Source organism: Micromonospora sp. NRRL B-16802 (assembly GCF_001279555.1).
Classification (GTDB): Bacteria; Actinomycetota; Actinomycetes; order Mycobacteriales; family Micromonosporaceae; genus Micromonospora; species Micromonospora profundi.
In genome coordinates, this window is the sequence record NZ_LGEB01000013.1 from 63,259 (window position 1) to 78,654 (window position 15,396).

Consider the following 15,396-nt stretch of genomic DNA (forward strand, 5'->3'; position numbering starts at 1 on the left):
GGCACTGCGTACGGTGCCGCGGTCGGCCACCGGCAGCCGGCTCACCGGTACGCCTCCTCGGTGTCGGCGGGCTTGTCGAGGTCGGGGTCGTCGCTGCCCCGGGCCACCAGGTGCCGATAGTCGATGTTCCGGTCGAGCAGGTCGGCGTGGCTGCCGGTGGCGGTGATCCGGCCGCCGCTCAGGTGCGCGACAAGATCGGCGCGACCGAGCAGCAGTGGCGACGTGGCGATCAGCACTGTGGTCCGTCCTGCCCGCGCGGCACGAAGCCGCTCGGCGATCCGCGCCTCGGTGTGCGCGTCCACCGCCGACGTCGGGTCGACGAGGATCAGCACCTCCGGCTCGACGAGCAGCGCCCGGGCAAGGCGTACCCGCTGGCGCTGGCCCCCGGAGAGCGTCCGGCCCCGGGCGTCGATCGGGGTGTCCAGCCCGGCGGGCAGGGCGTCGACGACGTCCTCGGCTGAGGCGACCCACAGCGCCGCGTTCGTCCGGTCGTCGTCGGCGTCGGCGGTGTGCAGGATGTCCCGCAGGGTTCCGGCGAAGAGGTAGGACTCGTGGTCGGCCACCAGTATCCGGGCCCGGACCTCGTCCAGGGCGATCCCGGTCAGCGGCACGCCGCCCCAGGTGGTCTCGCTGACGACGTAGCGGCCGAGCCGGTCGGCCAGCGCGACGGCCGCTGCAGGATCGTCCGCCGCCACACCGGTCAGCCGGCCCGCGCGCACTGTCAGCCCGGTCACCGGGTCGTACAGGTCGGCGGGCCCGGCCGGCGCGGCCAGCACGCCGGGCCGGCGTGCGTCGGGCACGGTGTCGGGTCGGCGTGCGTCGGGCACGGTGCCCGGCTGGCGGCGGCCGGGGCCGCCGACATCGTCGGGGGTCAGCCTGAGCAGGGCGACGATCCGCCGGGCGGCGACCCGGCCCCGGATCAGCTGGTAACTGCCCTCCATCAGGAACCAGACCGGCACGATCAGGGTCGCCACGTAGCCGTAGACGGCGACCAGCTCACCGACCGTGACGTCACCGTTCACCGTCATCCGGGCTGTCAGCCACACCACCGCCGCCAGGAACAACCCGGGGATGGCGACGGTGGCCGCGTCGATCCAACTGTTTACCGCGCCGACCCGGTATCCCTCGGCGCGCAGGTTCTGCGACCTTGCCGCGTACCGCCGCGCGAACAGGTCCCGGCCGCCCACCCCGGCGAGCACGCGCAGCCCGGCCACGATGTCGCCGGATCGGGCGGTGAGGGCGCCCTGCTGCTTGCGGTAGACCGACTCGGCCCGCTCCAGGCGGCGCAGCAGCGGCCCGACGACCAGCCCGACCACCGGCACGCCCACCAGCACGCAGAGCGCGAGCAGCGGGGAGATCGACCAGAGCAGCACGGCGATGACGGCGTACCCGACGACCGCGCCGACGCCCGGCCCGGTCAGCGTCAGCACCTGCGCCGACCAGTCGATGTCGGAGCCGCCGATGGTGGCCACCTCGCCGGCGGCCACCCGGCGCGGTAGCGCCGCGCCGATGCGCGACACCTGGCGCGACACGACAGCCGCCGAGCGGGCCTTGGCGTCCTCCCGGATGAACGTCATGGTGCGGTGCCGCATGATGCCCAGGTACGACAGCCCGACCCCCGCGACGACGATCGCCACGACCCAGAGGGCCAGGGCGCGGATGTCGCGTGCGCGCAGCCCGTCGTCGACAGCACGGGCGATCAGGTACGGCCGCAGCGACAGCGCGACCATCCAGGCCGTACCCAGGAGGCTCCCGCGAAGCACGCGCCCGGGCTGGCGCCGGACCAGCCACCACAGGTAGCGCATCGGCCCCCTCGTATCCGGAATGCCGGGCTCGGGATGGGGGATCTGTGGAGGCACCTGGTCACGCTACCGAGCCTTCCCGCCATTCACCGACCCGTTTTCGCCTGCGTCGGCCCGCTTCCGTAGGGTGGGCTCGGTCGATGTCGGACGGGCGAGGCAGAATCACATCCGTGCTGGTGGCGGTGGTGTCCGATGAGCGCGGTGGGGGCGAGCTGCGCCCTCTTGACGCTGCTGGCCGGCCCACCGGTCCGACCGAGACCGTCGCCGACCTGGCCGCCGCAGTGGCCGCGCGGGAGGCCGCCGACCGCCCGCGCTGGGTCTGGCCGACCGCCAGCACCATCTATCCGGCTCTGCTGCGGGCCGGGGTGCGCGTCGACCGCTGTCACGACGTGGAGCTGACCGAAGCGCTGCTGCTCGGCCACGCCGGCCGCTGGGGTGAGCCACGTTCCCTCGCCGCCGCCTGGGCGCGGCTCACCGGCGTGCAGGTCCCGCCGGATCCGCCGCCGCGCCCGGTCGCGCCGCCCGGGCACGGCCAGGTGGCGCTCTTCGACACTCTGCCCGGCCCGCCGGGGCCGGGCATCGACGCCCTGATCCAGGTGTACGCCGACCAGCTCGCCCGTGTCGCCGACACCGAACATCCGGGCCGGTTCCGGCTGTTGGTGGCCGCCGAGTCGGCCGGAGCGCTCATCGCTGTGGAGATGGGTGTCGCAGGGCTGCCCTGGCGGGCTGAGGTGCATGACGCGGTCCTCGGCGAGTTGCTGGGCGAGCCGTCCCCGGTGGGAGGTCCGCCGCGCCGGCTCGCCGAGTTGGCCACCCAGATCGCGGACGCGCTCGGCGTCCGGCAGTTGCACGCCGATTCGCCGGCCGAACTGCTGAAGGCGTTCGCCCGGGCAGGGGTGGAGCTGCCGAACACGCGGGCGTGGGTGCTGCGCGGGGTGGACCACCCGGCGGTGCCACTGGTGCTGGAATACAAGGAGCTCTACCGGATCTGGACGGCGCACGGCTGGTCCTGGCGTGAGCAGTGGGTGCGCGACGGGCGGTTCCAGCCGGAGTACGTGCCGGGCGGGGTGGTCTCCGGCCGCTGGGCCACCCGAGGCGGTGGCGCGTTGCAACTTCCCAAGGTGATCCGCCGGTCGGTGGTGGCCGATCCGGGTTGGCGTCTGGTGGTCGCCGACGCCGGCCAGTTGGAGCCCCGGGTGCTGGCGGCGGTCTCCGGCGACGCGCGGCTCGCGTCGGCGGGCGGTGCCGGCGACCTTTACGCCGCGCTGGCCCGGGACTCGTTCGCCGGTGACCGGGATCGGGCCAAGCTGGCGATGCTGGGCGCGATGTACGGGCAGACCGGCGGGGCGGCGTTGCCCGCGTTGGCGGTGCTGAAACGCAGCTACCCGACGGCGTTCGCCTACGTGGAGGCGGCGGCGCGCACCGGTGAGGCCGGTGGGTTGGTGCGCTCCTGGCTGGGGCGGACGTGTCCGCCCGGCTCGTTCGGGTTGGGTGACCCGGACGACGGTCCGGTCGACCCGGACGGCGCGGCCGACCGCCAGAGCCCGCGGGCGCGCGCCGCGCGGTCGCGGGGGCGGTTCACCCGCAACTTCGTCATCCAGGCCACCGCTGCGGAGTGGGCGTCCACACTGCTTGCCACGTTGCGCACCGCGCTGGTCGGCACCGACGCCGAGCTGGTCTTCTTCCAGCACGACGAGGTGATCGTGCATGCTCCGGCGGAGCAGGCCGAGGCGGTCGCGGCCGCGGTGGAGCGCAGTGGCGAGCGGGCCACCGCGCTGTTGTTCGGCGAGACTCCGGTGCGGTTTCCGCTGGATCTGTCCATCGTCGACTGCTACGCCGACGCGGCCTGACCGGTCGCCCGGCCCGCTTCAGGTGATGCCGGACGTGTAACGGTTGCGCTATTTCTCCTTTTCGCCCCGCCACCCTCGCCCCGCCGTCCTCGTTGCAGTGTCCGTAGGAGGGGCCGGCCGGTCACGGTCGGTCCCGTGCTTGAGGGGGCGCAGCTGAACCGGATCGCAGGAATGATCATCGCCGCCGGTGGTGGCCGCCGTATCGGCGGTCCCGAGGCGCTGCTGCACCAGGGGGAGAAGCCCCTGGTCAACCAGATGATCGACACGATGACCGAGGCGGGCTGCGAGCAGATCGTGGTCGTACTGGGTGCCGCCGCCGAGCAGGTCCGACAGACCGCCGACCTCGACAAAGCCACCGTAGTGATCAACAAGGCGTGGGGCACCGGGGTCGGCTCGTCCATCCGGGCCGGCCTGGCAGCCATGGACGACGAGGGGATCGAGGCGGTGGTGGTGGTCCCGGTCGACATGCCGGGCCTGACAGCCGCAGCGGTCCGCCGGGTGGCCGCGCTGCCGTACCCGGACGTGCTGGTGTGCGCCACCTACGACGGACTGCGCGGCTATCCGATGCTGTTCGGCCGCCGGCACTGGCCCGGCATCGCCACCCTGGCCAGCGCCGACGTGGGCGCCCGGCCGTACCTGCTGGCGCACAAGGACCAGATCGTCGACATCGCCTGCGACTCGGTCGCCGACGGCAGCCGCGTCGACACCCCGGAGCTGATGGCGCTCTACGGCCTCACCGTCCCGCCGCAGCGGGTGGGCGTCTAGTCAGCTGGCCCGGCGGCCCGGCAGCCGGCCACAGGCGCGCCGCCGGCCGCCCTCCCGGGCAGTCGGCGGCGCGTCGTGGTGCGGTTACTCCGAAGCCTGGTCCAGCTCGCCGGTGGCGGCGAGTCGCTGGTACCAGTGGGCGCTGTCCTTCCAGATGCGCTCCTGGGTGTCGTAGTCGACCCGGATGATCCCGAAGCGACGGTCGTAGCCGTAACCCCACTCGAAGTTGTCCAGCAGCGACCAGACGAAGTAGCCCCGGACGTCCGCGCCCTGCGCGCGGGCGTCGGCCACCGCGCCGATGTGGCGGCGCAGGTAGTCGACGCGCCGCTCGTCGTGGATTCGGCCGTCGGCCGAGACGACGTCCTCGAACGCCGCGCCGTTCTCGGTGATCATCAGAGGCTGGCTCGGGTACTCCCGGTGCAGCCGCAGCAGCAGCCCGGTCAGCGCCGCCGGGTCGATGTTCCACCCCATCGCCGTGTACGGGCCGGGCTGCGGCAGGAAGTCGACGTTGTCGGCGCCGACCCACGGTGAGTGCGCCGAGGCGCCGTGACCGTCGGCGTCCGAGCGGGCCGAGTGCCCGTCCCAAGCGCGGACCAGCGTGCTGGAGTAGTAGTTGACACCCAGGACGTCCAGTGGCACGGCGATCACCTTCTCGTCGCCCTCCCGCACGAACGACCAGTCGGTGACACTCGCGGTGTCGGTCAGCAGATCCACCGGGTACGCGCCGGTGAGCATCGGGCCGAGGAACGCCCCGTTGGCAAGCGCGTCGATGCGCCGCGCCGCGTCCGCGTCCGCCGCCGAGTCCGACTCCGGCCGGACCACGTGCAGGTTGAGCGTCACCGACAGTTCGGCGCTCGGGGCCAACGCCCGGACCACGCGGCCGGCGAGGCCGTGGGCGAGGTTCAGGTGGTGCACCGCCGCCAGCGCTGCCGCCGGTTCGGTACGCCCCGGCGCGTGCACGCCGGACGCGTAGCCCAGGTACGCCGAGCACCACGGCTCGTTGAGCGTCGTCCAGGTGTGCACCCGGTCGCCGAGCGCGGCGACGATCCCCGACGCGTACTCCTCGAAGCGAAGCGCGGTGTCCCGCACCGGCCAGCCGCCGGCGTCCTCCAACTCCTGCGGCAGGTCCCAGTGGTACATGGTGGCGACCGGGCGGACGCCACGCTCCAGCAGCCCGTCGACCAGGCGGGAGTAGAAGTCCAGGCCGGCCTGGTTGAACCGCCCGGAACCGCCCGGCTGCACCCGCGGCCAGGAGATCGAGAAACGGTACGCGCCCAGACCCAGCTCGGCGATGTGGTCGAGGTCCTGCGGCCAGCGGTGGTAGTGGTCGGCTGCCACGTCACCGGTGTCACCGTTGAGCGTCCGCCCCGGGGTGTGGCTGTAGGTGTCCCAGATGGACGGGCCACGGCCGTCCTCCGTCGCGGCGCCCTCGATCTGGTACGCCGCCGTCGCAGAACCCCAGAGGAAACTCTCCGGGAAGCTACGTTCTGTCATCGCCCCACCACCTCCGCGCCAGCCACCACACAGTCGTATCCCGACGAGGTGCCCGCCACCAACTCGGCGGTGGCCACCCCGTCACGGAAACTCACGTCGAACTCCGCGCCGGGCCCGTCCCCGGGCGCCGGGATCCGCACCCGCTGGCGTTGCCCCGGCGCCGGTGCGTAGAGCCGCAACTGCACGCCGTCCGCCCATTCGTAGTCCGGCCGGTCGGAGCGTGCCCCGAACGGGATGACCGCGCCCGGCCGTGCGAGCACCGGCACGCTGTCGAACTCGTGCTTCTCGGTGACCCACGCCGGGCCGGTGACCTGCGCGCCGGTGACAAGGTGCGTCCAGGTGCCGGCGGGCACATAGTAGGTGACCTGACCGTCGGCGCTGAGCACCGGTGCGACGAGCACGTCGGAGCCGAGCATGTACTGGCGGTCCAGCTGTGCCGTGGCCGGGTCGTCCGGGAACTCCACGACCATCGGACGCATCATCGGGATCCCGTCGCGGTGCGCTTCCTGCGCGGCGGCGGCGAGGTACGGCATCAGGCTGAGCTTGAGCCGGGTGAAGTGCCGCAGCACCTCGACGGCCTCCTCGTCGTACGCCCACGGCACCCGGTACGAGCCGGAGCCGTGCAGCCGGGAGTGCGAGGAGAGCAGCCCGAAGGCGATCCACCTCTTGAACACCGCCGGGTCGGGGGTGCCCTCGAACCCGCCGATGTCGTGGCTCCAGTAGCCGAAGCCCGACGCGGCCAGGGACAGTCCGCCGCGAAGCGACTCCGCCATCGCCACGAACGTCGACTCGCAGTCGCCACCCCAGTGCACGGGGAACTTCTGCCCGCCGGTGGTCGCCGAGCGGGCGAACAGCACGGCCTCGCCCTTGCCACGCTCGGTCTCCAGTAGCTCGAAGACCGCCTTGTTGTAGAGGTAGGAGTAGTAGTTGTGCATCCGCTGCGGGTCCGAACCGTCGTGCCACACCACGTCGGTCGGGATGCGCTCACCGAAGTCGGTCTTGAAACAGTCGACGCCCATGTCCAGCAGGACCTTGAGTTTCCCGGTGAACCAGCGGACCGCGTCCGGGTTGGTGAAGTCGACAAGGGCCATGCCGGCCTGCCACTTGTCCCACTGCCACACCGACCCGTCAGGGTTGCGGACCAGGTAGCCGGCCTGCCGTCCCTCCTCGAAGAGGTACGACCGCTGCGCGATGTACGGGTTGATCCAGACGCACACCTTCAGGTCACGCTCGTGCAGCCGGCGCAGCATCCCCTCCGGGTCGGGAAACATCGCCGGGTCCCAGACGAAGTCGACCCAGTGGAACTGGCGCATCCAGAAGCAGTCGAAGTGGAACACCGACAGCGGCAGGTCACGCTCGGCCATCCCGTCGACGAACTCGGTGACGGTCTTCTCCTCGTACGAGGTGGTGAACGACGTCGACAGCCACAGCCCGTACGACCAGGCGGGAACCTTGGCCGGTCGGCCGGTCAGCGCCGTGTAGCGGCGCAGCACGTCCTTCGGGGTGGGCCCGTCGATGACGTAGTAGGTGAGGGACTGGCCCTCGACGCTGAACTGTGTCTGCGCGACGACCTCCGAGCCGACCTCGAACGACACGTGCTCCGGGTGGTCCACGAAGACCCCGTAGCCGGCGCTGCTGAGATAGAACGGCACGTTCTTGTACGCCTGCTCGCTGGCCGTGCCACCGTCGGCGTTCCAGATGTCGACGGTCTGACCGTTCTTCACGAACGGGCCGAACCGCTCGCCCAGCCCGTACACCGTCTCGCCGACGCCCAGCGCGAGACGGTCGTGCACGTACCGGCGGCCCTCGCCGTCGGTCACGATGCCGACGCTGCGCGCGGTGGACGCGGTGATCAGCCGGTCGCCGTGCAGGAACTCGACCCGCCAGCCGTCGACGAGCGCGACCCGGGCGGTCAACTCGCCGGTCGTGAGCGAGGCGGTGATCCCGGTGATGTCGACGGCGACCGGGAACCCGTCGTCGGTGTTCAGCCCGAAGTGCGGCTCGCGGGGCAGCCCGCCGCTGTGGTGGCCGATGGTCACCCCGACGATGCCGGGAGCGGGGGAGAAGAACCGGACCGTGACCACCGGCCGGTTGAGGGTGTCGCCCCGACCGGTGATCTGACCGGACGGCGCGAAGACGGTGAAACCGCGCTCGTCCGGCTCCACCGATTCGACTGTGCCGGGGCGCAGGACACTGACCCCCGGGCGCAGTTGCCAGTACCCGTCGGTGAACTTCACTTCTCGGCTCCTGCCGTGATGCCGCGCGCCAGAGTGCGCTGGAAGATGAGGAAGAAGAGGATGGCCGGCACCAGGCTGATCAACGCGCCCGCGTTCGTCGTCGGGGCGTCCATCAGCCGGTCGCCCTGCAACGACGCGATCGCGACCGGGATGGTCTGCGTCTGGTTGTCGATGAGCATGACCAGCGGGATGAGGAACTCGTTCCAGGTCCAGATGAAGAAGAAGATGAGCAGCACCGCGAGGGTGGGCCGCAGGTTGGGGAAGACCACCCGCCAGAGCACCGTCCACTTGCCGGCGCCGTCGAGCGCTGCGGCCTCCAGCAGGGAACGCGGGAACGTGCTCATCACCGAGGCGAGCAGGTACGTGCCGAACGCGCTCTGGATGACGGTGAAGATGATGATCACCGCGAGCCGCGTGTTGTAGAGCCCGACCTCTTTCGCCACGTAGTACAGCGGGTAGATCAGCGCCTCCTGCGGAAGCATGTTCGCCAGCAGGAAGAGCCCCACGATCCAGAGCCGGCCCCGAACCCGGCCGATGCCCAGGGCGTACGCGTTGAGCAGCGAGACGGCGACGCCGAGCACCGCCACGGACCCGGCGATGAGCGCCGAGTTCCACAGCTTCAGCGGAAAGTTGACCTCGGTCCAGTACGTCCGCAGGCCCTTCGTGTAGAACTCGCTCGGCCAGCTCAGCGGCCCGCTCGACGAGTAGTCGCCTGGCGACTTGAACGCGTTGAGCAGCATGAACGCGAACGGCACGAGCATGACGAGCGCGGCGAGCGTGACAAGCACGAGCACGATCCACCGGCCGGCGCCGCGATGGTGCCTGTCGCGTACCGGGCGGCGCGGCGCTACCGGCGCGGGTGTCGGAGTGAGCGTGACGGACATGTCAGAACCCCCGGTCCCGGCGCTCGCTGCGAGCCTGCATCCAGATGAAGACCACAGCCACCACCACGATGATCAATGTGAGCACTGTCGAGATCGCGGAGCCGTAGCCGACCTGGAGCTTCTTGAAGAACGTGTAGTAGGCGAAGTAGGACGGCACGTTCGTGGCGTTCTCGGGGCCGCCCCGGGTCAGGGCGAAGATCGGCCCGAACACCTTCAACGCGGCGATGGTGCAGGTCAGCGCCACCACGAACGTCTCCGGCCGGATCTGCGGCAGGGTGATCGCCCGGAACCGGTGCAGCCAGTTCGCGCCGTCGACCTCGGCCGCCTCGTACAACTCGGGGTCGACCCGCTGCAGCGCCGCCATGAAGACGACCACCGGGTAGCCGATCTGCACCCAGATCATCACCGCCATCACGCTGGGCAGGGCGGTGCCCGGGTCACCGAGCCAGTCGTGGCGCAGCGCGCCGAGCCCGACCGCGTCGAGCAGGCTGTTGAACGCGCCGTCGGGACGAAGGATCCAGCCCCAGACGATGCCGGCCACCACGACGGGCAGCACCTGCGGCAGGTAGAACGCGGCCCGGAGGGCGGCGGCGGTGCGGGGCTTGAACCGGCGGCCGATGATGTCGAAGAGCACCGAGGCGAGCAGCAACCCGAGCACTGTCGGCGCCACCACCATGGCCACGAGCATCGCCACCGTGTTGCGGAACGACGCCCAGAACACCTCGTCGTGCAGCAGTTGCCGGTAGTTGTCCAGCCCGATGAAGGTGGGGTCACCGACCCCTGACCACTTGGTCAGTGACAGGTAACCGGTGCCGACCAGCGGCGCGCCGATGACCAGGACGAACAGGACCGCTCCGGGGAGCAGGTAGAGCCAGTACGCCGCATTTCGGCCGCGGGGTGCGCGGCGGGGTGCGGGAGGGGTCGGTGTCGCGGCCGGGGCGGCGACGGTCTCGGAGACTGCCATGGAAGATCCTTCCCGGTGGGGCGGGCGGACGCGCCGGTTGCGCCGGTCGCGCCCGCCGCCCGCCGCGTCACTTGCCGGTGATCTCCTTGACGCCATCGGCGTACGGCTTGGCGATCGTGTCGAGCACCTGGTCGGGAGACTTCGACCCGTTGATCAGGCCCTGGAAGCCGCCGACGAGCACGTCGTAGTAGCCGGGCACCGGCCAGTCCGGGTAGAACGCCAGGCCGTCCTGCTTGCTGACGGTGTTGAAGTCCTCGATGAGCTTGCGGTCCTTCGCGTCGGTGATCTTCGCGGGGTCACCGGCCACCGGTACGCCACCGTTGTTGCCGATGAGGTCCTGGATCTCCGGGCGCAGTGTGATGTCGATGAAGTCGTACGCCAGGCTCTTGGCCTTGCTCGACGTCGGGACGACCCAGAGGTTGCCGGACGAGCCGGCCTGCAGGGTGTTGCCCGGGAAGAGGAACGTGTCCCAGTTGGCCTTCATCTCGGCCTTGAACCGGCCGTACCACCAGCTGCCCGAGACGATCATCGGGGTCTTGCCGCCGATGAACGCGGTGCCCATGTCCTCGGCCTTGAGGCTCGCGGAGTTCTTGGCGACGTAGCCCTTCTTCACCCAGTCGGCGAAGGTGTCCGCGCCGTACTTCAGCGGGTCGGCCTTGAAGTCGACGGGGTTCTTGTAGAGCTGGTAGTTGTCGACGAACTGCCTGTCGGCCTTGGCCAGCGCCAGCTGGTAGAAGAGCTGCCCGGCCGGGTATTCGGCACCGGCCATGCCCAGCGGGGTGACGCCCTTGGCGACGAAGGTGTCCATCGCGGCGGTCATCTCGGCGAGGGTGGTGGGCACCTGCACGCCGTTCTGCTGGAACAGGTCCTTGTTGTAGTAGACAGTGACGTACTCGCCGTAGTTCGGCACACCGAACCAGTTGCCCGAGCCCATCACGCCCTTGTCGCTGTAGCGGGCGGTGGTCTGCAGGCTGGTGCTGAGCTTGTCGGCCCAGCCGCGCTTCTCGGCCTCGGCGGTCAGGTCGGTGAGCAGACCTTGCGAGGAGAGCAGCCCGGCCGTGGCGTTGCCCTTGTTGTACTCCATGATGTCCGGGCCCTCGGACGAGTTGACGATCATCCCGGCGTTCTGCTGGATCTGCTCGAACGCCTTGCGCTCGAAGCGCACCTCGACGCCCGGATGCTCCGTCTTGAAGATCTCGATCGCCCGGTCCCAGGCGACCCCCATGGCGCTGTTGGCGCTCTCGTAGTGCCACAGCTTCAGGGTCTTGGCCCCGCTGTCGTCCCCGCTGTCACCACCGCCGCAGGCGGCCACGGTGGTCGTCGCGGTCGCCGCCAGGGCGATCGCGGCGACGATCCGACGGATTCGCTGCATTGCTATCCTCCTCGTTGAGTATCGAGCCCGGTATCTCACTGGGCCCGTCGCCGCGTTGCAGCGCGGCGGCGGGCCGTTTTAGCTGGTCAGTCCCCTCGTCGGGGTGGTTCGGAAATCGCAGGCCGCCGTGGCTGGGCCGTCGATCCGCGGATCTCCAGCGCGCACGGCAGCAGTTGCTGGTGGCGTTCGTTGCCCGGCCCGTCCAGGTGCCGCACCAACGCCTCGATCGCGATCCGGCCCAGGGCCGATCCGGGCGACGTCATGGCGGTCAGCGCCGGGGTGGCCAGCTCGGCGACCTGCGGCGAGGTGACCATCGAGATGACAGAGACGTCGTCGGGCACCGACAGACCGCGACCCGTCAACTCCCCGAGGATGCCGAAGATCGCGGTCTCGTTCATGGCCAGCACCGCGGACAGCTCCGGCGTCCGCGCGAACGCGGCGGCAAGGGCTGCCCGGCCGCCGGCGGCGCTGTCCTCGGCGGGGATCATCACCGGGTCCAGGCCGTAGCCGGTCATCGCCGCCACGAACGCGTCCCGGGTACGCAGCGCGGGGCCGTAACCGCTGGCCAGGGTGGCGGCCGAGTGGTTGACGTACACGATGTGCCGGTGCCCCAGGCCGACCAGGTGCTCGACGGCCTCCCGCACGGTCTGCTCGAAGTCGATGTCGACGTAGGAGAGCGCGTCGGCGTCGCCGGTGCGGCCGATCAGCACCAGCGGCACGCCGGCCTCCTGGAGAACTGTGACCCGCTCGTCGGCGAGTTGCACCTCCATCAGCACGACGCCGTCGAGCATCCGTTGGGTGGCCAGCCGCCGTAGGTCGTCGAGGTCACCGCCGCCGCCGATCGGGGAGAGCACCAGGTGGTAGCCGGCGACGCTTGCCGCGGCGGCAGCCCCGGTGACGAACGCGGTCTCGGTCGCACCCAGGCCGCGCTCGTCCATGGGCATCAGCAGGCCGAGGATCCGGCTGCGTCGACTGGCCAGGCCACGGGCCATCGCGTTGGGCTGGTAGTCGAGCTCGGCCATCGCCGCGAGGACCTTGTTCCGGGTCGCCTGCGAGATCGGCCGGGTGCCGGTGAGCACGTACGACACGGTGCTTACCGACACCTGCGCGAGGCGGGCGACGTCGTGCATGGTGGCCACCGCGTACCTCCTTCGGCCCGGTGGGGGAGTCACCCCGAGGTGAGCGTCGAAGCGTTTCGACTAAGCGTTTCGACAGACGCTAGGGCACCTGTTACGGCGTCGTCAATAGCCGATGTCGAAATGAAGTCGGAGTACTCCGGCGGTCCGGGCCCGCGCCCTTCGCCGGCGCCGATCCGCGCCTTCACTGGCGCGGCGACCCGCCCTGCTGACGGCGGCGGTCTGGCCCGGCCGACCGCCCGGGGGCGGCGGCGGTGATGACGATGGTCGCGGTGATGGCCGCGGCCGGGCCGCTTATATCTCGATGTTGAACCGTTGCAGCACCGACGGGGCGATCAGGCCGGCGGTGGCGAGCGCCGACACCACCGTGAGTACGGTGCGCAGCACGACCACCTCGGTCTTGCTGCCGGTGCGCAGCGCGATGCTGTTCGGCAGGCCGATCATCGTCCACATCCGACGTTTGATCGGGATCGGCCACAGGATCGGCACCCCGGCTCTGGTGATCATGTCGCCGAGGATGTGCACGAAGCAGCCCACCCCCACGGCCGTGCCGATCAGCGGATAGCCCCGCCCGCCGGGCAGGTTGGCGAAGGTGAACCAGGCCGCGCCGGCCGACGCGAGGGTCACGATCACCCAGCCTGCCCGCTCGGCCCACCTGTCGAAGAGCCCTCGCAGGGCGAGGCCGAACATGAAGAACAGGATCGTGATCACCGCCCACTTGCCGTACGCGGCGCAGAGCGCGGTGGTGCCCCAGCCGACGAGCAGCGTGAACGGGATGGTGTGGGTCAGCGTCCGGTGCCCGTTGTTGCGGCGTGGATCCTTGCTGAGTTTCGTCGCGTAGTAGACCCCGAGGGAGATCTTCTCCATGACCTCGGCGACGAAGAGGGAGAAGACCCCGAAGGTGCGGGCCACTGTGGCGCCGCCCTGGTTGCGGGTCACCTTGCCGGACAGGTCGAGGTCGGGAAAGAGCGCCCCGCCCGCGCACACCGCGGTGCCCACTGCCAACGCGAGTGGTGACTGCTGGTAGTCGGCGAACTGGTCCAGCGCCCAGGACCCGGCCAGCCATACCGCCGCGCCGGACAGCGCGTGCGACGGTCCCATCATCTCGGCTCACCCTCCCCAGGGATCTTGAGCGCCAAAACTACGCCACTGTAGTCAGCGGCCGCGCCCCAGGGGCATCAGCCAAACCGTCTACAACGGACGGTGTCAGAGGGTGGGTGTGAAGCTCTGCCGGATCATCACGAAGTATGCCGCGTTGACCTGCCAGTCGAACTCTTTTGTCAACCACGAGACGGTGAACGCCTGCCCGGCAGAGGTGTTGGCGAGCAGCCGGATGCTGTGCACCCGCTCCCCGGCGGCGTTCTCCCAACTGCACTCCCAGAGCGCGGCGCCGTCGAAGAAATCAAGCCCCGAGATGTCCACCTTCCGGTAGCCAGGAAGTGCCGCGCCAGCGACGAGCCGGGTCTCCTCGGCCTTCCAGTGCGCCACCGGGTCGGCCCGTCGCGGCCCGACCTCGACGCTGAGAACCCGGGCCCCGCTGGGCTCCCGGAAGCAGGTCACCGCCTCCTCGGTCCAGTGCGCCCAGCCCACCGGCGCCGCGATCCGGAAGCCGGCGGGGTCGTCGTGCCAGGTCCAGCCGGTCCGCAGCCGGTAGCGTGAGTCGGCCGGCGGGGACATCGACGGCACCGGCGTGGCCACGGGTGGCGGGGGCGTCGCGCAGGCGAACGCCGCCGGTCGGGTGGCGGTCGCGCCGCCGCCGACGCCGGACGGTGTCGCCCGCTGGTCGTGGCGGCTCATCAGCACCGCCGTGACGCCTCCGGCGACCAGCAGCGCCACAGCGGTGACCGCCCCAGCCGCAGCGATCAACCGCCCGCGCCGTACGGCCCGGCGGCCCGCCGGCCGGGCGGGCGGCACGGGCGGCTCGACCGGCTGCGCCGGGGACAGGTCGGCCGGCTGCGCCGGGGACAGGTCGACGGGCAGCTCAGCGGGAGGCGACGTCGACCGGCCGGCGTGACGCAGCGCCGCCACCGCCGCCGAGCGGGCCGGTCCGGCGGGCTGGTCGTGGGCCGCAACAGCAGCGGCGCGCAGCAGTGGCTCGGCCTCGGCGGCTGTCAACCGCCGCCACGGGTCGCGCTGCAACAGCCCGGTGAGCACCGGACGCAGCGGCCCGGCGCGGCGCATCGGGTCCGGCGGTTCGACGGCCAGCGCGCTGAGCGTTGCCATCGCGCTGGACCGGGCGTACGGGGACTGCCCCTCGACCGTCGCGTAGAGCGTCGCGCCCAGCGACCACAGGTCGGTACGCGGATCGGAGACACCTTCGCGGGCCCGCTCCGGGGCGACGAACTGCGGTGAGCCGAGCACAGTGCCCGGGCCGGTCATCGTCCCGTCGCCGCCGTCGAACGTCGCCAACCCGAAGTCGGTGAGCACCACCCGCCCATCGTCGGCGACGAGCACGTTGTGCGGCTTCACGTCACGGTGCAGTACGCCGGCGGTGTGCGCGGCCCGCAACGCGGCGAGCACCGCCAACCCGATCCGGGCCGTACGTTGGGGGCTCAGTGGACCCTCGGCGCTGAGGATCTGTTGCACCGATCGGGACGGCACGTACTCCATCACGATCCACGGGCTGTCCCGGTCGTGCACGACGTCGTAGATACGCACCACGTTGGGGTGGTTGAGCCGGGCGGCCGTACGCGCCTCGCGCAGCGTCCGGAACCGGAGTTCGGCGCGGTCGGGCTCGGCCAGCCAGGACGGCGGCACGACCTCCTTCACCGCGACGTCGCGGTGCAACATCTCGTCGCGAGCCAACCAGACCCGGCCCATCCCGCCGGTGCCGACCAGGTCGAGCAGCCGGTACCGACCCGCGATCAGCAACTGCTGCACGGTCGCTCCCCC

General features: G+C 71.1%; 11 protein-coding genes. 2 read left to right on the forward strand and 9 right to left on the reverse strand.

The features are described from left to right. Positions 1 to 41: 41 nt before the first annotated feature. Positions 42 to 1,805 carry an ABC transporter ATP-binding protein gene (locus ADK66_RS04360; RefSeq protein ID WP_053652586.1) on the reverse strand — a complete coding sequence of 588 codons (1,764 nt, stop codon included), beginning with the start codon at positions 1,803 to 1,805 and terminating at the stop codon, positions 42 to 44. Positions 1,806 to 1,942: 137 nt separating this feature from the next. Between ADK66_RS04360 and ADK66_RS04365 the strand changes: the two genes are divergently transcribed. Together ADK66_RS04365 and ADK66_RS04370 are read left to right on the forward strand one after the other, a co-directional pair. After that, positions 1,943 to 3,652 (forward strand): bifunctional 3'-5' exonuclease/DNA polymerase, encoded by a 1,710-nt coding sequence (locus ADK66_RS04365; RefSeq protein WP_053652587.1) that lies wholly within the window; start codon positions 1,943 to 1,945, stop codon positions 3,650 to 3,652. 171 nt (positions 3,653 to 3,823) lie between these two features. Further along, on the forward strand, positions 3,824 to 4,417 hold the full coding sequence (locus tag ADK66_RS04370; protein ID WP_053652669.1) for an NTP transferase domain-containing protein: 594 nt from the start codon (positions 3,824 to 3,826) through the stop codon (positions 4,415 to 4,417). Positions 4,418 to 4,501: 84 nt separating this feature from the next. Here the strand turns inward: ADK66_RS04370 and ADK66_RS04375 are convergent, their stop codons facing one another. From ADK66_RS04375 to ADK66_RS04410, 8 genes are all read right to left on the reverse strand, one after another. Next, complete coding sequence (locus ADK66_RS04375) at positions 4,502 to 5,911, reverse strand: GH1 family beta-glucosidase (protein ID WP_053652588.1); 1,410 nt, start codon at positions 5,909 to 5,911, stop codon at positions 4,502 to 4,504. Then, positions 5,908 to 8,148, reverse strand: coding sequence for an alpha-xylosidase (gene yicI, locus ADK66_RS04380; protein WP_053652589.1), 2,241 nt, complete (start codon positions 8,146 to 8,148; stop codon positions 5,908 to 5,910). The genes ADK66_RS04375 and yicI overlap by 4 nt, the downstream gene beginning before the upstream one ends. Further along, entirely contained in the window at positions 8,145 to 9,032 is an 888-nt protein-coding gene (locus ADK66_RS04385) for a carbohydrate ABC transporter permease (protein WP_053652590.1), read from the reverse strand. Before ADK66_RS04385 ends, yicI begins: the two co-directional genes overlap by 4 nt. Position 9,033: 1 nt before the next feature. Continuing rightward, the gene (locus ADK66_RS04390; protein ID WP_053652591.1) at positions 9,034 to 9,996 is read right to left on the reverse strand and encodes a carbohydrate ABC transporter permease; all 963 of its coding nucleotides are present in this window, start codon (positions 9,994 to 9,996) and stop codon (positions 9,034 to 9,036) included. Positions 9,997 to 10,063: 67 nt separating this feature from the next. Beyond that, a complete protein-coding gene (locus ADK66_RS04395; RefSeq protein ID WP_053652592.1) occupies positions 10,064 to 11,368 on the reverse strand; it encodes an ABC transporter substrate-binding protein in 1,305 nt (434 codons plus the stop codon). Between the two features lie 86 nt (positions 11,369 to 11,454). After that, the gene (locus ADK66_RS04400; RefSeq protein ID WP_231639904.1) at positions 11,455 to 12,498 is read right to left on the reverse strand and encodes a LacI family DNA-binding transcriptional regulator; all 1,044 of its coding nucleotides are present in this window, start codon (positions 12,496 to 12,498) and stop codon (positions 11,455 to 11,457) included. A gap of 300 nt (positions 12,499 to 12,798) precedes the next feature. Continuing rightward, positions 12,799 to 13,608, reverse strand: coding sequence for a metal-dependent hydrolase (locus tag ADK66_RS04405; RefSeq protein WP_053652594.1), 810 nt, complete (start codon positions 13,606 to 13,608; stop codon positions 12,799 to 12,801). 102 nt (positions 13,609 to 13,710) lie between these two features. After that, complete coding sequence (locus tag ADK66_RS04410) at positions 13,711 to 15,384, reverse strand: serine/threonine-protein kinase (RefSeq protein ID WP_053652595.1); 1,674 nt, start codon at positions 15,382 to 15,384, stop codon at positions 13,711 to 13,713. Between the last annotated feature and the right edge of the window lie 12 nt (positions 15,385 to 15,396).